This is a genomic window from Psychrobacillus sp. NEAU-3TGS (genome assembly GCF_029955155.1).
GTDB lineage: Bacteria > Bacillota > Bacilli > Bacillales_A > Planococcaceae > Psychrobacillus.
Window position 1 is genome coordinate 419497 of the sequence record NZ_JAPNOZ010000012.1, and the last position, 22714, is coordinate 442210.

Below are 22714 nucleotides of genomic sequence, written 5' to 3' on the forward strand. Positions count from 1 at the left end.
TCGTTAAACTGCTATTGGTGCTTTAATGCGCGGATGCGGATCATATCCCTCGATCTTAATATCCTCTATTTCAAAATCAAAAATCGACTCCTTCTCATCCGATAAAGAAAGTCGCGGTAACGATCGCGGTGTTCTTGCTAGCTGAGTTTCCACTTGCTCCATATGATTTACATATAAATGCGCATCCCCAAGTGTATGTACAAATTCTCCTACTTCTAAATTGCATTCTTTAGCGATAAGGTGCGTTAGTAGAGCATAGGAAGCAATATTAAAAGGAACTCCTAAAAATACATCCGCACTTCGTTGATACAATTGGCAGGACAATTTCCCATTCGCCACATAAAACTGCATAAATGCATGACAAGGAGGTAAAGCCATATCATCCACTTCTGCTGGGTTCCAAGCAGTAATAATATGTCTTCTAGAATCCGGATTGACTTTGATCTGCTCGATTACTGTTTGCAATTGATCAATCGTTTCTCCATTTTTGGTTGGCCAAGATCTCCATTGTCTGCCATAGACTGGCCCTAGATTGCCAAACTCCTCCGCAAATTGTTCATCTTCTACTATTTTAGTACAAAAAATCTCCATTTGCTCGTCCACAATAGCTTTAAAATCTGGATCCTTTGCCGCACGCACCCCAAAATTCGTCATATCCGGTCCTGTGTAGCTATCACTTTCCACCCATTTCTCAAACGCCCATTCGTCCCAAATATGATTATTTGCTTCAATCAAGGTCTTTACGTTTGTATCCCCTTTTATAAACCATAATAATTCACTCACAACTAAGCGAAAGGCAGTTTTTTTCGTAGTAAGTAGCGGAAAACCTGCCGCTAAATCAAATCGCATTTGATAACCGAAGACACTCTTCGTTCCAGTTCCAGTTCGATCTCCTTTTTCGATCCCATTTTCCATGATGTGTTTACATAAATTTAAGTATTGTTCCATTTGTATACCTCGTTTTCAGTTTCTATACTTCCCTTTATTATAACAAAAATGTGCTCGGAAGATATAGGTTATGAAAGCTTCTGCAATTAGTTAATAAGCAAATCAGCTCACTGATAGTATTAAACTTATAAAAAGCTCATATAGTTAGGTAAAGACATCCATACAAGAGATATCAAATATCAATTAGGGAGAATTGCTATGACCATGGAATTTGTTTCACTAGCCCCTACAGCGTTTCAAGTATTTGAAGTAGGAGAGAAAAATCCCAAAAAAGTAAAACGAATTATATATGGACAAGCAACATCTGATGCAGATGGGATAGCAACACTTTATTTTACAGACAACGGCTTAGCTAATGGCAATTCATTATTAACTACTATTGACTATGCAGTATCAAGCGTCTATTCTACAAACTCTGCTATAAATGCAAGACCGAGAGTACAGATGCGATAGAAGAATGTTATTGAAAAGTATGTCTCAGCTAACGTAACAAGTATTAGCAGTATAATTTTTCTGAGAATGATAAACCACCTTCCAATTTACTGGTTGGTGGTTACGTAGTTACTACACTCGTTCAGTTACTTTCAGATCCTTAATATGTATAATATTAAATGCCCATTCTTCTGTTACTATCATGCGAGTTCCATTTATCTCTATTGGTTTTAAAGTTCCCACATCAAGGCCCAAACCTCAGTCGACGTCCCCATATTGCCCATTGCACGAACTTTTTCTATCTCTATTAAATGTAGATTAGTGTAATACACTATATTTTCCATGTCCTCACCTCCCATGACTATATTCGTCATAGAAAGACAACCCCCGCAACATATTACCTAATGTTTCACTGTCGTCGAAGATGGCAAACACACCAATATTTTCCTGCGCGAGAGACCCATCTAGCCAACCCTCCTCCAGTTTATAGTAGAAAAATATAGTCAGTAAAACATGCATGTTGTCGTCTTTATTGTCTTTGTCTCTTATTGAATTGAAAAGTTATATTTAAGTATGAAAATATATGTTGCTGCATATGCAGGTGTTTATCTTCAACTAACAGGTCAAGTTAGTTGAAGAAGATTATAGTTAATTATCCCTAGTAAACTGTTATAATAGAAAGAGAGTATTAAAAATACTAATTATAAGTGGGGTATCCTAATGTCTGCTGTGAAAGAATTAGTTGAGTATTGGAATGATTTCTATAAACGTGGAATGAACGCAAACCAAGTTGTGAATGAACTATTAAGTCCGCTTAAAGAGTATCCTAATAAACAATTTGGGACTGTTTATCATTCTGTAATGGATGCAATTGGCGACCAGTCAACATACTACCCAGAGCCTTATTTTGGATTTTTAGAACAAATGGACCCGGAATCTGATGTACTCGGCCTTTTCATGAACCCAGGACCTGTAAAGCACGAAGATATTCTTGAGTGGAATGAGGAAGTAATTCGACAGTATACTGAATTGGATCCCAATTATTTTTTAAGTGAATGTGGTGTTATGGATGATCAAAACCAAGTACCTAAATTTTTTCCTATGTGTAATTGTTTTTTGAAAGATCGTCACGAAAAAGGTTGTAATATTTGGAGAAGAAAAAGATATCTAGAGATTCGCAGGGATTTTAAACTAAAACTTAGATTTTTACATACAATGGAGATGTTTCCATTTCACTCTAAAGTCTGGGATGGGCGTATTAAGAGCCACTTAAAGAAAATAGCTGACCTTGATTTTATGAAACTTACACTTAATGCAGTTCAAGAACTTGCCATCCAAAGGAAGGTAAAGTGTATAATGGCTGTTGGCCAAGTTTGGGAGAGTATTTTTGATAAAAAAATTGATTGGTATTCGGTTACTAAAAAGCAGTTTTCTGGCACAATTGGGGTCAGGGTGATTCACTATCAGGCTTCGCCTAACTCTTCTCCAGTTATTGTAATGGTTCGTAGAACACAAGCTGGAGTACGTTTTACAGAAAATTTAGAAGCACAAAAATATATTCGGAATATTCTAGGGACTAAAAAATTAATATTTAATCAATCCCAAGACATATTAAATAATCAACAAAATGTTCTAAATCCGAAAGAACTAGATAAAACTGTAAGTTTCGAAAAGGAAGAACTAATTATAGAAACGTTACTAAATAAAATGCCTCCTCAATTAAATCATCCAGCGTTATTGAGAGGTAAAATTTATTCCCCGACAAAAAATCAATTTAAATATATTCATTTATGGTTTGAGAATAATCCGTGGCATGAGAATTATTTTTCTTTCCATATTCATGTATATAAAGGTTTGGCTGAACCTAAGATTGAGGTACGTTTTGGGATGAATTATAAGCAGCTAAATTTTTCAAGACAAACTACCTCCGCTATGATTCGAGAACTCACTAAGATTGCTGATACTTATGACTTTAAGATGAAGGGTAAAGAAAATGTCTCCTTTAACATCGTACGACTTTGTACCGGTCCTTCAGCTGTAGATGAAGCTGCATTACTTTTGGGAGTCATAATTAATAATGTAAAAGAGGCATCTGATCTAGTTATTAAGGCAACAGTATAAAAATACTTTAGTTATATCGTATCATTTATAAGTAAAAAAGAAAGCTGATTTTTTAATCATATATGATAAACCAACCAAGGAATAAGTTATCAATACTGTATCCCTTATCCAAAAAAGAATCCATTTTTCTTAAAAATGGATTCTTTTTATTTATGCTAGAATAGGATTTACGGAGGAACTTTGTTCATTCTTTATTTAAAACTTCTATTGATAACTCCCTTCATAGCTGCCTGTTTGGATGCGCCCCTCTATACCTGCTAAACTACCTTTCTTCAAGAAGTTAGCTGTGTTTTCCGCCTGTTTTCTCCACACAAGGCAATTGATAAAGTCAGCTACTCTTTCCCCTAGTTGGTTTGAAAATGCCAGCTTTCCTACTAACACGACACGGTTAATCATTACTTCACTTTGCTTTCTTTTTCAAATTCTGATTACTTCTCATTTGTGAAGCATGCTGTATGATATACTGTTGATTGTTAAATCAAATTAGCTTAGCAATCTCCTTCTTTTCTCTTAAAATTTCTATAATGTTTGGCCGAATTAAACTTAAAAACTGAATTATCTGTTCCTCTGTAAACTTTGAAGTAATTATCATTTTCCTACTCCTTTAGTTTGAATCGTTTACACAATGCTTTTTCTAGTTTCTAGTTCGAAAGAACAGATATTTCTCCTAATAAAAGGGAGTGTATTTACAAATACATTTCATTTCATCTAAATCTATATCCAATATTTATACAATATGTGACAATAAACTTACAAGAATTTTTGATGTCTCAACTAGGAGTTGTGCCATGTTCGTAATTACACGAAACATAAACGGAACAACAGAGGTTTTAAAGTCATCAAACAGCCAAGTGGATAAAACTTTTTCAGATAAAGATGCAGCATTGAAGTTTGCCAATTTGTTAAACAAAAATACTACTCCATCTATGCATTGGGTTGTTTCCCCAAATAATTAATAAATAGCAGAGCAAGTAGGGTTATTTCCTACTTGCATTTTTATACATAAGATATATCTTTCACTTAACTACACTTAATCTACGAACTGTGAAGTATAGATTTATCATTTGCGAATAATGCTTACACAAAACCGAAAGCATTTCTTGGAAGCTTTGTTGATCTTGCCAGTCTAGGTTCTGTTGTTATTATTTCGAATGAGGTGGTGCTCATGAAAACTTTTCTATTATTCTCCGCAATAAGTCTTCTTTATATTGCAATTATTTATCTCTTATTTATAAAGACATACCGTAAGAAGAATTCTTGAACTCCATTCGCTACAAATAATTTACGAACTTTGCTTGATTGTTTAACCCACATTTCATCTTCATTAAATACTAAATGAGCGTTTGAATAAGTATAGTCCGTTGTCATACTTTCTCCGTCTGAAAACTTAATTTCACTTACTCCATTTACAAAAAAATCTAAAGTGGTAATAGCTAGTTCGTTTGAAATTTTTCTTTTTATCAAAATATTTGTTCCGCCTACTAAAAACTCAGAGAAATTACATATCTGTTTTTTTATTTTACGTCTTAATGAAATCAACAAATACAATTTAACCAACACTCCAGAAGCGACCAACCAAATATTCAATACTGACATGATCTATGTTTTCTGGAGAATCATTAAAATAAGTTGAGCACGTAGCACCTTCTTCGTCAGTAATTGTAAGCAATAATCCATTAAGACTATTTTGTAGTTCAAATTCATATTTATTCTCCTATATACTTCGCTCTATCTACGTACTGTTCATAAATATATTTCTGAGAAGTACTGACTTTTTATTATCCACATCATTTTCGTAATTGTTTCATAATATATTTAGACCCCATATTACAATCAAGTATGTGTAAATGATGAATTACGAAAATAATAATCAAAGGAGTCTTAATACTGAATCACCAGAAATTTATGCTGCTAGACTCTCATTAATCGGAGCTGCACTTTCCACATTAGGCGATGGTCTTCAGACAATAGCGGCAGGGATTGCGCTACAAGGATTAGAAAACCCTAATACTCAAGATTCACAAAATCAAAATGATCAATCGAGTCAAATAGAATTAATGCAAAAGCAAATTGATCAATTAACAAGAAAGATAGATAGAATGGAACGAAAAAATAGATAAACAATTTTATTTTGCTTCAAGTTTTTCTTATCATTTGATGAACAGAAACTTAAGGTTTGTTTTTTGTATTGCATGAGTCATCATTAATTACGTTTAGCCGGCCTTCATACGGTTTTTTTGCGTCAACTTTTATTCGCTTTTTTAGTCAACTGCAACCTAAACTGTCTTCAAATAATGCAACACTTACCCCTGAGGCTCTTTACTGGAGTAGGTATCTTACGTATATCCGCTATTCCTTTGTAGCGACATTGTCAGTTTGTCATGTCGATATTAGGTTCTAGACCCTTACCTCTGTTTGCTTTAGATTGTTTATAAGTTCTCATTCGTCGTAACCCTTTCGATATTCGACTAAAACCTCAAACGAATTTCTGAACTGCTTTATTTCGCTTATAGGATGTCAGTTTCGAAATTGTTTTATTGCTTGATTCACACCGGGTTCTGTTCGAGCTTTGATGATTTTAGCAAGTTCGCTCCTCCTTATCTCGAAGCACTTATTCAGCAAAGCCACTCGCTACAGCCGCAACATGAATCAGTTCCTTGAGTAAATCAGAAGCATCTGATGTTTACTCGCTATACTTCCTTATTGCATAGTGTGGGCCAGTTCTCCAACTTCTTCGACTAATATAGCCAACCATCCACCATAACCTTGGTTTTGTCTGCCCCACTTCTCATTTTGTCTAAGTCTTTCGAGATAAACTTGTGTATTCACCTCGACCATTGCTTTGTTTAAAGCTGCAGTGAAACGTGATGCTATTTCCATCGAAAGTATAGAAAAAATATTAGAGCATGCACGTACCAACTATAAAATTAATGATTATACATGCATGCTTAAGCCCTATTATTTTTAACTGGCATGCGAATGGTGAAATGAGGGCTTGAAAATGGAGGGACATTGATTATGTTAGTAATTTTCTCTATATAACTGAAACGAGAGGTCGTTTTGGGACAAGAGATACAAAATCTAATAATAGTAAAAGGAAATTACCGATGAATGAAAGTATCAGAAGGGTAATACTACATTACCAAGTCTGGTATAGCAATAATATGGAACGATTGGGATTCCGCAAACCTAAAGGATATGTAATTGTAAATTATAGTGGAATACCTGTAGGCGAAAAATTTTTAAAAACGGATTATTGATTTAATATGTGAATAAGAAAAGATATCTCATTTCACCTTACACTATTTTAGACATACATTCGTATCAATACAGATTGACTGAATATCAATACTTAGCAAAAGAAAAACACTCGTAATTTTACGAGTGTTTAGGATAACCATTTCGGCGGTGTATTTTTCGACCAGAAAATCTCACCTAATGCATAATGTTTCGAATAATTATCTTCTGCTAGGTGATAATGAAAGTTGAAGTAATATCCGTCCTGCGGTTTTTTGTCGGTTCTGACATGGAAACGGATGAAATCTTTTCTCGTTTCTTCATTGTAAATATGAAAGATTTTTTCGTGATATTCTCCTGAAGGTTGTTCGGTAATGGATAGCTTTGCTGCTTTTTCGCCTTCTACTTTTGCGATAGTTGTATCTATCACTTCTTGCATTCGAGGGAAAATGACATCGTCAAATTCATCTTGTATAACTGGTCCAATTCGATTGCCAAACTTTATGTATGCCTGTTCTCTAGCTGCTAATGAAATCGTTTCACTTAAATTTGGGGAATCAAGGGAATCTATAAATGATACTTGATTAAATTCACTTGTATTCGCATCTGAAGCGATAGATTTCGTTGGATTTTTGTTGTCTAACAGTTGCTCCCATATAAGATGGTTAGGAGATATAAGACCAAATGTTAAGAAAGCGACGGTAATAATAATCGTCTTTTGTAACCACTTTTTCATCAGTTATCACCTTCAATTTTGACCAATTTTCTAAAGCATATTTGTATTAATAACGATTTTAAGAACAAAAGGTTTCTTCTTCTATGTATTCATTGTACAATAAAATATGTAGACATACAGTAGCTTTTTTAAAGTAAGGAGGAAAGTCACTATGAATGCAGATTTAATTATTGGTATCGGATTTTTATTTTTATTAGGGTATTTAACTTCACTTAACTTTACGGACTAATACGAAATGCGCAAGCGCCTCTGTCTGTCCCGAGGGGCAAGACGCTGGAGTCTAGACACAAAAAAGCTGTCATAACTGACAGCTTTTTTATATATCAATAATGCCATAGTGAAACTTAGAAGTTAATCTCGTTAACTGCTCGAACTGATATTTTTCAAATAACGGAGAACGAAAATGAGCTTTTAGCACTACCCGTCTCTTCGCTACACGTTTTGCTTCCTCTATCCATTCATCGGACAGAGATTCATGCACGCCAGCTGCTCTTAGTGTGTGGAAATTGGAAGACTCTTCAATAACCTCTTCAAACATCGGATCCATGTAAACTACATCATAGGAATTAGCATCCAGTTGTCTTAAATAGTCCACGGCATCTTGATGAACAATATGGATACGTCGCATACTTTCCTGTAATTCCATACTTTCAGTTTCATACGCTTTTAGCCCACGCTCCACTACATAAGCGATCATCTCATCTTTTTCACAAGCAACAACTAGCCCTTCTTCTCCAACTGCAAACGAGGCTAGTATACTATCCGAGCAGAGCCCCGCAGTTGTATCCAGAAATCGATCTCCCTGTTGTAAATCTAACGCTTCTAATAACAAATCTTTTTCTCCATTCAAGATACGCTTCATCCGAAATGCTGCCGAATTTGGATGAAAGAAAAAAGGAGCAGTAGAACCGTATATATACAGTTCTAATCTCTCCTTACTTACAACTAATACATTTGCTTGCTGTTCTTCTTGCAACTTTTGCATAGACTTCTTTTGGCGTCTTACATATGGCAAAGTTAGTTCACTAGCAATTTCTTTCGCCTTTTGAATAAATTGCTCATTCGTACGACCTGCAGTAGTTACAACCGTCTTCATGACGAAACGATTTGTGTAAGGACACCAGAGAGATGATCTTTAATCGTTTCCATTGAATTGCTTTCAATTTGTTCACGAGGAATGAAATAAGCTAATTGGTCATCTTTCCAAATAGCGATAGACGGTGAACTTGGCGGTACTTCTTCAAAGTATCCTCTCATCGTTGCCGTTGCTTCTTGATCTTGCCCTGCGAATACCGTAACTAAGTTATCCGGTTTCACTTCTAATTCTTCCACTGCTGAAATTACTGCCGGTCTAGCAAGTCCCGCTGCGCAACCACATACTGAGTTTATAACGATTAAAGAAACTCCTTCTGCGTTCGCCATATGGTCTTGTACTTCTTCCGGTGTCACTAATTCTTTAAATCCTGCGTTTGTTAATTCACTTCTCATTGGTTTTACTATGCCTTGCATATATTCATCGTATGCGTTCATGATATCGCCTGCTTTCGTTTATATTCACAAATCCTATTATAACAGGACTTCTATTGCATTTGCTATAATACTGTTTTCGCACACTTTCATATTTTTGTGTTAAATCTCAAACATGCTATTTATTTTTTAAAAAATAGGATTACTGAATTAATCTCCATTTTTTTCTACTTTTATGTATTATGGTCGTGTATTAGTTGAATAGGATGAAAGTAAGCATTCTTAAGGATGATTTACTACTATCATCCCCCGGGTGTGCGGAGTAATTGCAAAGGAGACAAAGCATGTCAAATTACGTATTCCCTCAGTTACCACCCGATCTAATGATTTCGATCATCAGAAATGGACTTAACAGAACTCAAAATCCAAAAAAGATCGTCATTATCGGTGCAGGCATGGCAGGACTTGTCGCTGCATCTCTATTAAAGGACGCTGGACACAATGTTACAATCCTTGAAGCAGCCGAAAGAGTTGGCGGCCGTGTCTACACGTTAAAATCTGATTTTACTAATGGATTATATCTTGAAGCAGGCGCAATGCGTATTCCTCATACTCATTATTTAACAAAGGAATACATAAACAAATTTCAGCTACCGGTTAATCGGTTTATTAATAGTACTCCTAACAATATTATCTATGCTAGAGGAATTAAGACCCGCTTGAAGTTTTATGAACAAAGCCCTGATATTCTTGGTTTTCCGGTAGCTCCACAAGAAAGAGGTAAAACTGCTACAGAATTGCTTACTTTAGTAATAAAACCGCTCACTGATTTTATCAAACAAAACCCGCAGAGAAATTGGCCTTTGGTCATAAAAGAATTTGATAAATACTCGATGGACGCCTATTTGAGATATAACCCGTTTGGAATCACTTTATCTCCTGGTGCCATCGAAATGATTAAAGTAGTTCTATCACTGGGAGGATTAACGGAGCTTTCTTTTTTAGAGTTACTGCGTGAACTAATGATTTTATTTACCCCTGATATTCAATTCTATGAGATTACTGGTGGAAACGACCAACTCCCTAAAGCATTTCTCTCACAATTGAAGGATAACATTATGTTTGGGCTAAAAGTGACGAAGATATTGCAGCATAACAACCAAGTAACGATTGACTCTATCCATACAAAAATTCTGAGACCATTTCAAATTACGAGTGATCTTGCCATCGTGACGATCCCCTTTTCCGTTTTTCAATTTGTTGAAGTTGAACCACGTGATTCTTTTTCCAACAACAAATGGAAAGCGATTCGCGAACTTCACTATGCAGGATCTACAAAGACCGGCATCCAGTTTAAAAGTAGGTTTTGGGAAAGAGAAGGTATGTTTGGGGGTAGCACAGCTTCTGATTTACCTATTACATACACTCAATATCCGAGCCAAGGGATTGGTACAGCGGGGCCAGGTGTCATTTTGGCTAGTTACACATGGGAAGATGATGCTTTATCTTGGGATAGCTTGAGCACTGAAAATCGATTGGAATATGCATTGAAAAATTTGGCCATAATCCATGGTGAACAAGTATATCGTGAGTTTATAACAGGCACGGGCTATAGTTGGGTTCGAAATCCGTATGCCGGTGGTGCTTTTACGATGTTTAAGCCAGAACAAATAACGGAGCTATCTCCCTATATCGCTTCTCCCGAAGGACGCGTTCACTTTGCGGGTGAACATGCTTCATCTGTTCACGGTTGGATCCAAGGTGCAATTGAATCTGGTATACGAGTTGCAGCTGAAGTTAATGACTTACAGAGAACTCTTTTTCACGAGTAGGAAGATTTAACGTAAGTTCTCAAGCAGTATTTAAATAGTCCTGGCGTTTATGTCCAATTTTTTATGGACACAAGCGTCGGGACTATTTTTTAAAAAGATTACATTTCTCGGACCTTTACGGTTATGTCAGTTGTTTAAGCACCTCCCTAAACTTTTTTATATTTATATCCTCTCGGAAATTGCGGAATGGATCCCCTTGTTTCTGTAAACGCTCTAACACTGCAGGAATAGTAAACGAAGAAGGGTTTAATGCATCATTAACTTCCTCCCAATTTAGAGGAGTTGCAATAAGCCCTAGTTCATTTCCTCTTGGCGAATATGGAGCGATAATTGTCTTCCCTTCTTTATGCTGTATATAATCCAAATACAATTTATGACCACGATTTTTTTTAAGTCGCTCCATTGTAAACCATTTCGGATATTGTTGAACTAAGAAGTTGCAAACAAATTTAGTGAATACCCCAGTATCTTCATACGAAAAAGTATCAACAGGTAATGGTATATACACTTGCATGCCTTTTCCGCCAGATGTTTTTATATAAGTTGTCAGCTCAAATTGGTCAAATATAGCTTTCATTCGTAAGGCCGCTTCAACAGCCAAAGAAAACTCATTAGCAGAAGGTGGATCCAAATCAAATACAATTTCGGTTGGTTTATTCGTTTTAATCGTTTGGAATGGTATATGGAACTCTAGTGCCAGTTGATTTCCTAGCCAGAGCAATGATTCAATGTCGTTGCACAGTATATAGTTTATATCTTCAACAAGTTTTGTCTGGATAAAGCCCGGCCTATAGTCAGGAGCATGTTTCTGAAAAAACCTTTCCATTTTCCCCGTTACACCATGCGGATAACGAATAACAGTCAGTAACCTGTCTTTTAAAAAAGGAAGCATATAAGTAGATATCTTTTGTAAATAATAAAGATAATCATCTTTCGTATAGTCAATATTTGGCCAAATCGGTTTCTCTGGATGCGTGAACTCTACTAGTTCAGGAAGTGGATTTAGCTGACGACGCATATTTTCCCAGTTACACTCATTAACAGTCGTTGTCCATTTAAATCCATTAAATCTCGGCTCTCTTAATTTGTCCCCTTGAAAGTCAATACAAGCTATATTGACACAAATGGATGGTTCAATTGACCAAATGTCTCCTTTTCCCTTCGTCCCATTAGCTTCAATGAATGCTACCAGCGTTTTAAATTCCTCTTCTTTCAGACCATGGCTAAAAGAAACAATTTCTACAAGGACATCATTTTGATAAATGGCCCCATTAAAATAGCTATTGCTTTTATCATACTTAGTAAGTATAACATCCACGTATCTCCAATTTTTTATTTTTAGCCAGCTAAGAGAACGGGTATTCCCTATCCATTTACTCGTCTTTTTCTTCGCAATAATTCCTTCTCCGTTACTTACTTTAATCTTATTCCATAATAATTCGCTGTCCTCTGAAAAATCTATCGCCTGTATTCTGTTGGTATCTTCATAATTGACTTGACTTGGAAGCTTTAATGATTTAAAAAGTTTAGCAAGTATTTGTTTGCGCGTTGTTAAATGCCGATTCGTTTGCACTTCACTTTTATGTAGTAAGATATCGAATGCAACGTAATGACAAGGGAAAGCATTCGCATGTACTACAATAGAATCTGGGTTTCTCATTCTTCCTCTTCCTTGCACAATCGAAAAATCACTTTGAAAATTATTCGTTAAGTAAACAAGCTCACCATCTAGTTGTAATGGTAAGAATGATTGAACACGTTCATAAATTCCAAGGCAAAAATCAATGATCTCTGGAAATACTTGATTTAGTAATCTTCCATTTCTACTTTTTAAAATGGGAGTCTTTTCCTCCCAATATAACGTACCGCGAAAGCCATCATATTTTGTTTCATAAAACCACTCACTGCCTTCTGGTATTTCATCGGTTGCCGTTAAAAGCATTGGTTTCAAATTACAACCTACTTTCTTTTTTGTTTAGCATTTGATGAATTCTTCATCGCAATACATAGAACACATAAATAATTACATAATAAGAACAAAAAGAATGAGAAGGTGAAAATATTGCATACAGTTTGGAAAGGTAGCATTAGCTTTGGATTAGTAAATATTCCAATTAAACTGCACTCTGCAACTGAAAACAAAGATATTAAATTACGACAGCTTCATAAAGAGTGTCATACACCTATTAGTTATAAAAAAGTGTGTGAAGGATGCGAAAAAGAAGTGAAAGAAGAGGACATTGTAAAAGCATATGAATATGCAAAAATAAATTTGTCGTACTTGATGATGAGGAATTAGAAGCACTTAAGAAAGAAAATGAAGATAAAGCTGTTGAGATAATAGATTTTGTTAAACTAGAGGAAATAGATCCTATCTATTTCGAGCGTTCTTATTTTTTGTCGCCTGACACAACAGGCGGAAAGGCATACTCCCTTTTGAGGAAAACATTAGAGCAATCTGGCAAAATAGGTGTTGCCAAAATAATAATACGATCAAAAGAACAATTAGCGGTTGTACGTGTTTATAAAGATACTCTTGTTATGGAGACAATCCATTTTCCAGATGAAGTTCGAAGCACCGCAGATGTTCCAAACATTCCAAGTGAGGAGACCGTCGTTCAAAAAGAACTCGATACAGCTCTTTTACTAGTTGATCAATTGACTACTGCATTTACACCGGAAAAATACACGGACGAATATCGCACAGCATTAATGGAACTAATCGAGGAGAAAAAAGCCGGTAACAATACGGTCTCTGTAAGCGATAAACAACCTCTTCCTGATAATGTCACTGATCTAATGTCGGCACTTCAAGCCTCACTTGATAAGACAGGGAAAAAGAAGAAACCGACTACAAGAAAGAAAAAAGTAGCTAAAACATCCTAATTTAAAATCGACCAACACTATTTTATATGTCCATGAGAAAGCCCCACTTCTTCAACAGTGGGGCTATAATTCATGAGATTCTGCGAAGGGATCTCACACACATAAAATTTCCCACTAATGCGGAATTTATACTTGTAATTTTATTTTCGTAAATAACATATCCCCTCGAACTGTCCTTTGCTTTTAATTTTCAAACTGTGTTAGGATATTTAATCAACCTTACTCACATAATAAATTTGGTCGCAAAAATTTATCATCATGACAGGGAGTGCAATAATGGGAATTTTAAGTGGTAACCCAAAAGATGAACCTTTACACTATGGGGAAGTGTTTACTCTATGGACAAATTTAGCTACAAACAATGGTTTAATAGCTGCGTATCAGACCTTTGCTAATCATACAGGTGATAAAGATTTAGTAAAGGTCATTGAAGAATCGATTCAATGTATGAAAGACGAAAATAAACAAATTGAACCTATTATCAAAATTAATGGTATAGGACTACCACCTGCACCGCCTGAACGTCCAGTTGCGAGGATAGAGGACATTCCGCCAGGAGCACGATTTAACGATCCTGAAATCAGTGCTGCACTTTCAATGGATAGCGCTGCTGGTTTAGTCGCATGTAGCAAAGCTATGGGTATGTCCATTAGAGAAGATATTGCTTTGATGTACGGTCAATTTCATTTGAGTAGAGCACAATTAGGCGCGAAATTATTGCGTTTAACTAAGGATAAAGGATGGCTTGTCCCTCCCCCACTACATTACAGCTCTCCGGAAAAAGAATAAAATTATTTGGGCAATCTAATGTTGGTTGCCCTTTTTATATGAATGTACCCTATAGAGAGGGTCTTTTTTCACTTTTACAATCGAAATTCGGGATATACTTCACTCAAAATGTCATATAGTTAATTGAATAAAAAAATTACAATTAGCTAATGCTTAGAAAAAAAAGAAGGAGAAAAACATGACAAAATTAGAGTTAACTATAAATGATTTTTATGCAGAAACCCTTAACGAGATAGTACAACAATTCAATGAACTCGTCCCTGCGCATGCCTCATACTCATATTCAGTGCAAGATGTCATTGAGTTGTTAATCATTAAGGAATATGTAAATTATGAAACCATACTTAGAAGACCTTGAAAAGGGTCTATTTTTTTTGCATTTTTTGATCTTATAATGACAGTTAATAATGGACACACGTATTAATAAGATATAACTTCATTTCCTATGTTGTTTCTTGAAATCGCGTCCCATCGATTGGATTTCCTCCATTCTCAGGGGCATATGCCCCGGTGCATTTTCAAATGATGAATAAGCTACTTTATAACTGAAGAGCACGTCACACCACTTTCAGCTGTGTCTCCAGTTGTTTTATAGGGTCTTCTTAAAACGAAAAAATTGAATCGGATTACCTTTAGTGTTGTTATAAAAGGTATTGTCCCAAATATAGGGGGTGTTCTAAATGGGAGAAGCGGTTAACGGCGGCGGTTATGGATCTGGTGCAGGATTCGCTTTACTTGTAGTTCTATTTATTCTTTTGATAATTATTGGTGCAAGTTTCTTAGGTAACGGTTATTACTGATTACAATGGGCTTAACCCCCAAATTTTCGCTACCATCTAAGACAGGTTTTAACCTGTCTTTAGCTTTTTAAATAAATAAAAACACCGTTCTTTTTGAACGATGTTCATATACTCATGTATCCTATTCTTATTGACTGTTATCTTCTTGCTGTTCTGAAGGTTCTTCGCTTGGGTCTGGCTCATCTTCATCCACACCGTCGCAGCCGAACAACAAACCTACTGACAAAAAAACAGTCATTAGCGCAAAAATATATCTTTTATGCTTCATCTTTTTATCCCTCCACTCCATATCTGTTCCTATTACTTTGCCCCATTTTTTAAAAATATTTATGAAATATTTCTAATTTCGACTGAGGAGGGATGGAGAAAGGACAAGCATTACTTGGATAATTCTTTATAAGCTAAAGCCTTTAGCGCTAACATCTCTTCTTCTGTCAATTTACTTTCAAACTGATCATAAAGGGCTTGCTTTTCTTCTGCGGACATGCCGTCTTTAGCTTTTGCTTGTATCTCTTGCAATTCGCTTATATTAAACTTTTTAAGCAATACCCTCGTTGCTTCTTCTTTTGTTTGGAATGGTAGCTGACTGCTATCCACATTTTTGCCTTCTTCTATAAATGCCTGTAATTGTGGGTCTTTCTTTATTTCTTGTTTTATATTTTCTAATTGACCACTATCTTCTAGTTCAACCGTTACTTTTTCCATTACTTGATCTGCAATTAGTTTGGGTACGAAATAGTAAGCGGCTAAGCCAATAATTCCAATTACGACAATGAAACCAAAAAGTATTTTCAAAAACTTCAACCTGTTTCCTCCTTCTACTGAATTAATTATTGAATAGACTATAGTTATTGTACACATAGAAAAAGCACCTTCCAAGATGCTTTTAGTCATTTCCGTATTATTCCCTGCCATTTAGCAGTAATCAACCTCTATATAATTTTACTGCTTTTTAGCTTGTATTCAGATATTTTATAATCGATAAATGCTCCAATGACTCCAGAGGGCAGTCCACCAGCTGAAATAGAAAGTAAGACAGTAAACAGACTGAGACTGTCCATCTTATAATACAATAATAAGAGAACGGAGAGCGTTCCTACTATGGTGAACAGAATAGAAAAGTAGTACGTAATATGTATTTCATTTTTTATATTCGCTTCTTTTTTGATTATTTCCTCACTCATATTATTCCTCCGTTCATCATAGCATCCCTTATCCTTCTTATTATTTACTTATTACTCATTATTTAAACGCTTTTGACTTGAAAAGTAGTTTGAAAATTAAATTAAGGAGTAAGTAAAAAAACACCATTCAATTAAAAGGAATGATGTTTTAATATATGATAGGCATCAACAATGGTTAATAAGCCGCATTATTTACACAACAGCACGAACAGATCCTGACCAGTTTAGCTGATTTAAAAATGTATAGACGTCTTCGCATACTTTATCTTTTTCTTTTCCTGTTGTAATAATATGTCCAGATTCTTCATACCAAATAATTTCTTTCGTATCCGTTTCGACTTGTTCCAAGATAAATGATGCACTTTCTTTATAAATATCTCCATCTAAAGCGCCTTGTAAAACAAGTGTCGGAGAAGAAATCGTTGGTAACTCCGTACAAGCGCCTTCGATGAAGGATTGTACTTCACTTAAAGAATCGAAAGGACTATCCTTTAAAGCTCCTAGTTCTTGAATAATGACTTCTCTTGATTTGCCTTCAAATGATTTATACACTTTTGCATAATTGTATAAACGATCAAACAAACCATCTGTATTGCTGCGCTTAATCGGTGCACACATAGATACGATTGCTTTGACAGGAAATTCTTCTGCTATTTTCAGCGAAAAAACGCCTCCTAAAGAAATACCTGCTACTGCAATTTCATTATATCCTTGATTTTTCAAATAGTTATAACCGTCTACAGCATCTTGCCACCACTCAGTAGGAGTTGTTTGTAACAACGCTTCCGGTGCCTCTCCATGTCCACGGTACATTGGCGCATGACAAGTGAATCCTCTCTTTTGTAAATACTCTCCTAATCGTTTAACATCTCTCGTACTTCCCGTAAATCCATGCAGTAAAAGTACAGCTCTATTTCCTCCTTCGAAGGTAAAAGATTTAGGTCCGACTAGTTTCATTTTAATATCCCCTTTAGTGTGTTAGCTTATTGATTCTTATCCTATCATTGACTATTCATAATGTATAATTTATTATTTTTATAAATAAGATGCACAAAAGGTATCAATCATTTAAGGAGATGTTTTGAATGGAATGGCAACGACTAGAATATTTTCAAACGCTCGCAAATATTCAACATATGACACGTGCCGCTGAACTATTATCCATATCCCAACCAGCATTAAGCCGCTCCATTGCAAGTTTAGAAGAAGAAATTGGGGTTCCCCTTTTTGATCGTCATGGCCGATCCATTAAACTAAATCGATATGGAATAATGTTTTTAGAAAGGGTTAATAGAATTATGAATGAAATGAGCGATGGATTAAATGATATTCAGCAGTTGATTGATCCAGAGCAAGGAGAAATAACACTTGGCTTTTTACATACGCTTGGAACGAGTACCGTCCCCAATATTATTCGTGCCTTTCATGACAAATTTCCCCATATAACATTTCAATTTACGCAAAACCATACGCATACTTTACTAAAACAGCTAAAGTCAGGGGAATTGGATCTTTGTTTAGTTGCATCCATTGACTATGAGAAACCAATTGACTGGTTAGAATTATGGCGTGATGAGTTATTTGTTATCGTTCCAATCAATCATCCTCTCGCAAATCGCAAAAGCATTTCATTAAATGAACTAATTCATGAGTCTTTTATTTCGATGAAAAAAGGATATGCACTCCGAAAAACGACAGATAGTATATTTTCTGATACGAACTTATTGCCGAATATTGCATTTGAGGGTGACGAAGTAGCTACTGTTGCAGGTTTTGTGTCGGCAGGTCTCGGTTTTTCGATATTACCGGATGGGGAAGAAATAAATCCAAGAAAAATTGCTAAACTACGAATTGAGGATTTTGTATGTGAACGGGTAATTGGTATGGCTCGGGTGGAGAATCGCTATTTATCCCCTGCCGCGTCTAATTTTCAACAATTCATTCTCGATTATTTTTTCAATGAGAAGTAATAATTAAACATAACCAAAGAGAGTTATCGGCGACTCACTTTTTCTATTTTAAAAGATGGTTGCTCTCAACAGTAATTTGGTTGCTCTTATGCTGATTTAGTTGCTTTCCGCACGGAATTGATTACTTTCAATGACTGATTGGTTGCCCTTAGCCATTAACTGGATAATTGTGTGACGAGATTGTAGAGGATAAAGTGTAGGAGTTTTGGGCGTCTCAAATGTCATTTTAAGAGATAGTTGCTTACATTAACAAATTGGTTGCTCTTATGCTGATTTAGTTGCTTTCTGCACGGATTTGATTGCTTTCAACGACTGATGGGTTGCCCTTAGCCATTAACTGGATAATTGTGTGGCGATATACTTCTTATTTAAAACCAACAAAAAAAGCCTCACTCTTCAACGTGAGGCTTATATATTAAGCGATAGTGTAAGAAATTCGAAGGGAGATCTTCTAACAGGTTACCAGGCCTGTTTTCTTACGTCTCTAGAATACCATGGATTTTTGAAAGTTCCATGCTTAATTGTTGCATATAGAACATGTATTAACCATGAGTGGAAATACTTGCACGAAGAGGAAAACAACTTGAAACTAGTTATTTTCGTGCTTCACTCATTTGCTTCCAAACAGATCCTTTTGCTTCTTCTCCGTCTTCAATACGCGCGATCGCCATGCGAATTTGAAGCTTCACTTCATATTCTTTATCTTCCTTCGCCTCTTTCAAGGCAGGAAGTGCATCTGTATCGCCTACTTCATAGAAGTACATAGCTGCTCTCCAACGAACGAGTTTGTTTTTATCAAATAAGGCAACCTTCATCGCATCTGCAAATTGTTCGAAGCCTAGATCACTCATTGCGTCTCCAGCTGTTCGGCGTACAGCACCACTTTTATCCTTTAATGCTATTTCTAAATAAGGAATAACTGCTTCATCTTCTATTAATCCAAGATATACAGTCGCTAGACGACGGATGGATACTTGTTCATCTTCCACTGCTTTTGCTAAGATTGGTAGGTCTTCTAATTCAGGGTTGATCAAATTATTTAGTAATTGAAATCTTTCTTCCCAATCACTTACTTCAAATTGCTCTAAAGTGAAAGGAACGCGTACTGCAGCTTTTTCTTCTTCGTTCTTATCTTTTTCTTCGATAAGCTGTTGCAGTTTGCTTTCAGGGAAAGTCGCTTCTAATTCTTTTACTAGTTGTTCTCCAATTTCTTTTTGATCTCCGTATCGAACGCCATAGTCTACCCATTTACGGAGCATAATATAGTTTTCTTTGTCTCCTTCCATCGCTTCATCTAAAGCTTTGGTGAAACGATCAGACAAGCCAAAACGGGATTCAGATTCGCTATCGAACACTTTAACTTGAAGAGGAATCCCTTTATATTGCTGTACATGTACATAAACCTCTCCGAAATGGTCTAATGGCTGTTCACTCGTTTGTTCTTGATTGTCAGCTCCAAAAACATTTTCTACAGAAGCTAAAATAGATTCCCAGCTAAATTTAGCAATACGCTCAATCGCTAAGAAATCTGCTACATGATAGACTCCTTTTACACCTTCAATTGCAAATAGGTCTTGAATTTCTTTTGGCGCATCTTGGATATTGTCTTTTTTGTAATTATGGCTTTTGCCGAATGGTAGCTCCTGATCAATAACTACTTTCATCGTATTCGGGCTTGGTGTTGGTTCAATTGTAACTATTTTCATCATTTATACCTCCAATAAATAAGATTAGGAAGAAGCGATTTCTTCTAAATAAGACCATCTCTCGATTAAGTGTTCATACGTGCTGTTTGCTTTTTCCAGCTTGTCAGTTAGTTCCTGTAATAACATAAAATCAGAGCCTGTATTTAAAATCTTTTCTTCTAATTCAGCAATTAACTGTTCCGTTTTTTCAATTTCTTCGCCAATAGTTTCCCACTCTCGCTGCTCTTTATAGGACATTTTCTTTTTCTCTTTTACCACTTTGACAGGAGGCTCTTCTTTAATTTCTTCCACTATTTCGATTGGTGCAGCTTTAGCAACTTCCAAATAATCGGAATAAACACCTAACCACTCATTGACAGAGCCATCGCCATTTAATATCCAGAGCTTTTTCGCGATGCGATCCAAGAAAAATCGGTCATGGGAAATCGTCACAATCACTCCCGGGAATGATTCCATAAAGTCTTCCAAGACAGATAATGTTTGAATGTCTAAGTCATTGGTCGGCTCATCCATAAATAGAACATTCGGCTGTTCCATTAGCATTTTTAGCAGTACTAATCTTTTTTTCTCTCCACCAGAAAGTTTACCGATCTGTGTGCCATGTGTATTTAAAGGGAATAAAAATCGTTCTAGCATTTGTGCAGCTGAAAATTTTTCTCCTGAGCCCGTCTCGATTAAATTCGAAGATTCTCTTACGTATTCTATCATTCTGGTCTGTTCATCTAACTTCGGTAACTGCTGAGAAAAGTGCATGAGCTTCACGGTGGACCCTACAATTATTTCTCCAGAATCCATTGGAATTTCTCTTGCTAGCATTTTAAGTAAAGTACTCTTTCCCACACCATTAGGTCCAACAATTCCAATACGATCCCCAGCTTGTAGTAAAAATGAAAAATCTTCTACAATTATCTTAGAGTCAAATTTTTTAGAAATATTTACTCCTTCCAATACTTGTTTACCAAGTCTCGTTGTCGCTAGTTCTAAATCTAAATTTTGAGTAGAATTATTGCGGTCAATTTTTGAATCAATTTCTTCAAATCGATCTTTTCTTGCCTTTTGCTTAGTCGATCTTGCTTTTGCACCTCTTCGAATCCATTTCAGCTCGTTGCGATATAGATTTTGTAGTTTTTGTTGCGATGCAGCATTCATTTCTTCTCGCAATGCTTTAGATTCTAAGTAATCCGCGTAATTTCCTGTATGTGTGTAAAGTGTTTTATCGGCAAGTTCATATATATGCGTAGCTACTGCGTCTAAAAAATAGCGATCATGTGTAACAAAAATAATAGAGCCTTCTACTCGTTGAAGCATTTCTTGCAACCAATCCGTAGATTCTTTGTCCAAATGGTTCGTAGGTTCGTCTAGAAGAAGTAAATCTGCTGGCTCTATTAGAACTTTAGCAAGTGCAACTCTTTTTTGTTGTCCACCGGATAGATGCAAAATGGACTCCTCATATTGTGTAATTCCTAGTTTTGTTAATGCCGTTTTTGCAAGTGCATTGACGTCCCATGCTTGGAGATCATCCATTTTTTGCTGTAGATCCATTAATTTATTTTGACGTTCAGTTGAATTAGGTTCTTCCATTAAGGCAAGTAAGGCTTCTTCATATTCTCGATTGATTTTTAGAATAGGAGAATCTCCGCTAAATACAGTTTGCAAGACAGTTTCATCTTTATCAAATACTGGCTGTTGCTCTAAATACGCAATTCGATATTTGTTTGGATGATCACGATCGATGGAATCCGCTTCTAGTTGGCCTGCAATTATTGACAGGAATGTAGACTTACCAGTACCGTTAATGCCTATCAAACCAGCTCTGTTATGATCGTTTATCGTAAAGCTAATATTTTCAAACAGCGTTTTTTCTCCGACTGTTTTTGTTAAGTTTGAAATGATTAAATGACTCATATTTGTTCCCCTGTTTCTTTTCTTAAGTTTTGCAAAAATAATTCCATGAATGCATGTCTTTCTTTTGCAAGTTCTTTTCCTTTTTCCGTTAGCATTCCATCAGCAAGCTTTAGGAGTTTCTCATAGAAATGTGTAACAGATGCTGTTTCTTTTGAGCGATATTCTTCTACAGACATATTATCTCTAGGCGTTTCATCTGCATCGTATAGCATTCTACCTTTTGCTCCACCGTATGCAAATGTACGTGCAATCCCTACTGCTCCGATTGCATCTAAGCGGTCCGCATCTCGAACGATTTGAGCTTCTATCGAATCCGCTGCTGTTTCGTTTCCTCCATTAAAAGAAATGGATTTTATCAACGTTTTAAGTTGAATTACTCTTTCAGTTTGTAAAGAAAGCTCTTTTATAATTCTATCTTCTTCCTGTTTGTCTTCCACTGTAGCATATTTGGGATCACTAACATCATGTAAAAGTACCGCTAACTCGATTATTTCCAAATCAGCAGTAGGCTCTGATGCCGCTATTTCAAACGCATTTTTGCGTACTCGTTCTATATGTTGAAAGTCATGACTAGCATCAAAATGCTTGTATACTTCTTTCACCAATTGTTCGCACTTATGTATTGAATTCATTGTTTATTCTCCTTAAGCGTTCTTCTCTTTTACATTATAACGAATAAAACAAAAAAAGACTGCTAATGT

The 22714-nt window shown here is 35.8% G+C and carries 22 protein-coding genes and 2 pseudogenes; 9 read left to right on the top strand and 15 right to left on the bottom strand.

Features of this window, described 5'->3' with window-relative positions; genetic code table 11:
• Positions 1 to 3: 3 nt before the first annotated feature.
• A complete protein-coding gene (locus OR571_RS18415) occupies positions 4 to 948 on the bottom strand; it encodes a thymidylate synthase (protein WP_282244926.1) in 945 nt (314 codons plus the stop codon).
• 198 nt (positions 949 to 1146) lie between these two features.
• On the opposite strand from OR571_RS18415, the gene OR571_RS18420 reads away from it, so the two are divergent.
• Together OR571_RS18420 and OR571_RS18425 are read left to right on the top strand one after the other, a co-directional pair.
• Complete coding sequence (locus OR571_RS18420; protein ID WP_282244928.1) at positions 1147 to 1401, top strand: hypothetical protein; 255 nt, start codon at positions 1147 to 1149, stop codon at positions 1399 to 1401.
• 699 nt (positions 1402 to 2100) lie between these two features.
• Positions 2101 to 3501 carry a hypothetical protein gene (locus OR571_RS18425; protein ID WP_282244930.1) on the top strand — a complete coding sequence of 467 codons (1401 nt, stop codon included), beginning with the start codon at positions 2101 to 2103 and terminating at the stop codon, positions 3499 to 3501.
• 216 nt (positions 3502 to 3717) lie between these two features.
• Here the strand turns inward: OR571_RS18425 and OR571_RS18430 are convergent.
• A pseudogene (locus OR571_RS18430) lies at positions 3718 to 3897 on the bottom strand (single-stranded DNA-binding protein); the annotation flags it as partial.
• Positions 3898 to 4289: 392 nt separating this feature from the next.
• On the opposite strand from OR571_RS18430, the gene OR571_RS18435 reads away from it, so the two are divergent.
• Positions 4290 to 4457: a hypothetical protein gene (locus OR571_RS18435; protein ID WP_282244932.1), complete on the top strand. Its 168-nt coding sequence runs from the start codon at positions 4290 to 4292 to the stop codon at positions 4455 to 4457.
• A gap of 262 nt (positions 4458 to 4719) precedes the next feature.
• Here OR571_RS18435 and OR571_RS18440 read toward each other — a convergent pair whose 3' ends face one another.
• Positions 4720 to 5097, bottom strand: a complete 378-nt coding sequence (locus tag OR571_RS18440) for a hypothetical protein (RefSeq protein WP_282244934.1) — start codon at positions 5095 to 5097, stop codon at positions 4720 to 4722.
• 254 nt (positions 5098 to 5351) lie between these two features.
• On the opposite strand from OR571_RS18440, the gene OR571_RS18445 reads away from it, so the two are divergent.
• Entirely contained in the window at positions 5352 to 5621 is a 270-nt protein-coding gene (locus OR571_RS18445) for a translation initiation factor 2 (protein WP_282244936.1), read from the top strand.
• Positions 5622 to 6201: 580 nt separating this feature from the next.
• Here the strand turns inward: OR571_RS18445 and OR571_RS18450 are convergent.
• The 4 genes from OR571_RS18450 to OR571_RS18465 form a co-directional block, all read right to left on the bottom strand.
• The gene (locus tag OR571_RS18450; RefSeq protein ID WP_282244938.1) at positions 6202 to 6381 is read right to left on the bottom strand and encodes a nucleoside triphosphate pyrophosphohydrolase family protein; all 180 of its coding nucleotides are present in this window, start codon (positions 6379 to 6381) and stop codon (positions 6202 to 6204) included.
• 508 nt (positions 6382 to 6889) lie between these two features.
• Positions 6890 to 7474 (bottom strand): YpjP family protein, encoded by a 585-nt coding sequence (locus OR571_RS18455; RefSeq protein ID WP_282244940.1) that lies wholly within the window; start codon positions 7472 to 7474, stop codon positions 6890 to 6892.
• A gap of 316 nt (positions 7475 to 7790) precedes the next feature.
• Complete coding sequence (locus OR571_RS18460; RefSeq protein ID WP_282244942.1) at positions 7791 to 8570, bottom strand: class I SAM-dependent methyltransferase; 780 nt, start codon at positions 8568 to 8570, stop codon at positions 7791 to 7793.
• Positions 8567 to 9004, bottom strand: a complete 438-nt coding sequence (locus OR571_RS18465) for a BrxA/BrxB family bacilliredoxin (protein ID WP_282244944.1) — start codon at positions 9002 to 9004, stop codon at positions 8567 to 8569. The genes OR571_RS18460 and OR571_RS18465 overlap by 4 nt, the downstream gene beginning before the upstream one ends.
• Positions 9005 to 9285: 281 nt before the next feature.
• Here OR571_RS18465 and OR571_RS18470 point away from each other — a divergent pair, with 281 nt between their 5' ends.
• A complete protein-coding gene (locus OR571_RS18470) occupies positions 9286 to 10773 on the top strand; it encodes a flavin monoamine oxidase family protein (RefSeq protein ID WP_282244946.1) in 1488 nt (495 codons plus the stop codon).
• A 121-nt stretch (positions 10774 to 10894) separates the two neighbouring features.
• Here the strand turns inward: OR571_RS18470 and OR571_RS18475 are convergent, their stop codons facing one another.
• Positions 10895 to 12724 carry a DNA ligase D gene (locus OR571_RS18475; protein WP_282244948.1) on the bottom strand — a complete coding sequence of 610 codons (1830 nt, stop codon included), beginning with the start codon at positions 12722 to 12724 and terminating at the stop codon, positions 10895 to 10897.
• A gap of 111 nt (positions 12725 to 12835) precedes the next feature.
• Here OR571_RS18475 and ku point away from each other — a divergent pair.
• From ku to OR571_RS18490, 3 genes and pseudogenes are all read left to right on the top strand, one after another.
• A pseudogene (ku, locus tag OR571_RS18480) lies at positions 12836 to 13659 on the top strand (non-homologous end joining protein Ku).
• A 276-nt stretch (positions 13660 to 13935) separates the two neighbouring features.
• The gene (locus OR571_RS18485) at positions 13936 to 14448 is read left to right on the top strand and encodes a DUF3231 family protein (RefSeq protein ID WP_282244950.1); all 513 of its coding nucleotides are present in this window, start codon (positions 13936 to 13938) and stop codon (positions 14446 to 14448) included.
• 680 nt (positions 14449 to 15128) lie between these two features.
• On the top strand, positions 15129 to 15248 hold the full coding sequence (locus OR571_RS18490; protein WP_282244952.1) for a YjcZ family sporulation protein: 120 nt from the start codon (positions 15129 to 15131) through the stop codon (positions 15246 to 15248).
• 127 nt (positions 15249 to 15375) lie between these two features.
• On the opposite strand, the gene OR571_RS18495 is transcribed toward OR571_RS18490, so the two are convergent.
• From OR571_RS18495 to OR571_RS18510, 4 genes are all read right to left on the bottom strand, one after another.
• On the bottom strand, positions 15376 to 15516 hold the full coding sequence (locus OR571_RS18495; protein WP_282244954.1) for a hypothetical protein: 141 nt from the start codon (positions 15514 to 15516) through the stop codon (positions 15376 to 15378).
• A 110-nt stretch (positions 15517 to 15626) separates the two neighbouring features.
• Entirely contained in the window at positions 15627 to 16052 is a 426-nt protein-coding gene (locus tag OR571_RS18500; RefSeq protein WP_282244956.1) for a hypothetical protein, read from the bottom strand.
• Positions 16053 to 16180: 128 nt separating this feature from the next.
• Positions 16181 to 16432 (bottom strand): hypothetical protein, encoded by a 252-nt coding sequence (locus OR571_RS18505; RefSeq protein WP_282244958.1) that lies wholly within the window; start codon positions 16430 to 16432, stop codon positions 16181 to 16183.
• A gap of 192 nt (positions 16433 to 16624) precedes the next feature.
• Positions 16625 to 17389, bottom strand: coding sequence for an alpha/beta hydrolase (locus OR571_RS18510; protein WP_282244960.1), 765 nt, complete (start codon positions 17387 to 17389; stop codon positions 16625 to 16627).
• Positions 17390 to 17517: 128 nt separating this feature from the next.
• On the opposite strand from OR571_RS18510, the gene OR571_RS18515 reads away from it, so the two are divergent.
• Positions 17518 to 18402: a LysR family transcriptional regulator gene (locus OR571_RS18515; protein WP_282244961.1), complete on the top strand. Its 885-nt coding sequence runs from the start codon at positions 17518 to 17520 to the stop codon at positions 18400 to 18402.
• Between the two features lie 593 nt (positions 18403 to 18995).
• Here OR571_RS18515 and OR571_RS18520 read toward each other — a convergent pair.
• Genes OR571_RS18520 through OR571_RS18530 form a run of 3 tightly spaced genes read right to left on the bottom strand, consistent with a single transcriptional unit; the run spans position 18996 to position 22645 of the window.
• Complete coding sequence (locus OR571_RS18520) at positions 18996 to 20108, bottom strand: conserved virulence factor C family protein (protein WP_282244963.1); 1113 nt, start codon at positions 20106 to 20108, stop codon at positions 18996 to 18998.
• A gap of 24 nt (positions 20109 to 20132) precedes the next feature.
• Entirely contained in the window at positions 20133 to 22013 is a 1881-nt protein-coding gene (locus OR571_RS18525) for an ABC-F family ATP-binding cassette domain-containing protein (RefSeq protein WP_282244965.1), read from the bottom strand.
• Positions 22010 to 22645 carry an HD domain-containing protein gene (locus tag OR571_RS18530; protein ID WP_282244967.1) on the bottom strand — a complete coding sequence of 212 codons (636 nt, stop codon included), beginning with the start codon at positions 22643 to 22645 and terminating at the stop codon, positions 22010 to 22012. Before OR571_RS18530 ends, OR571_RS18525 begins: the two co-directional genes overlap by 4 nt.
• Positions 22646 to 22714: the final 69 nt, after the last annotated feature.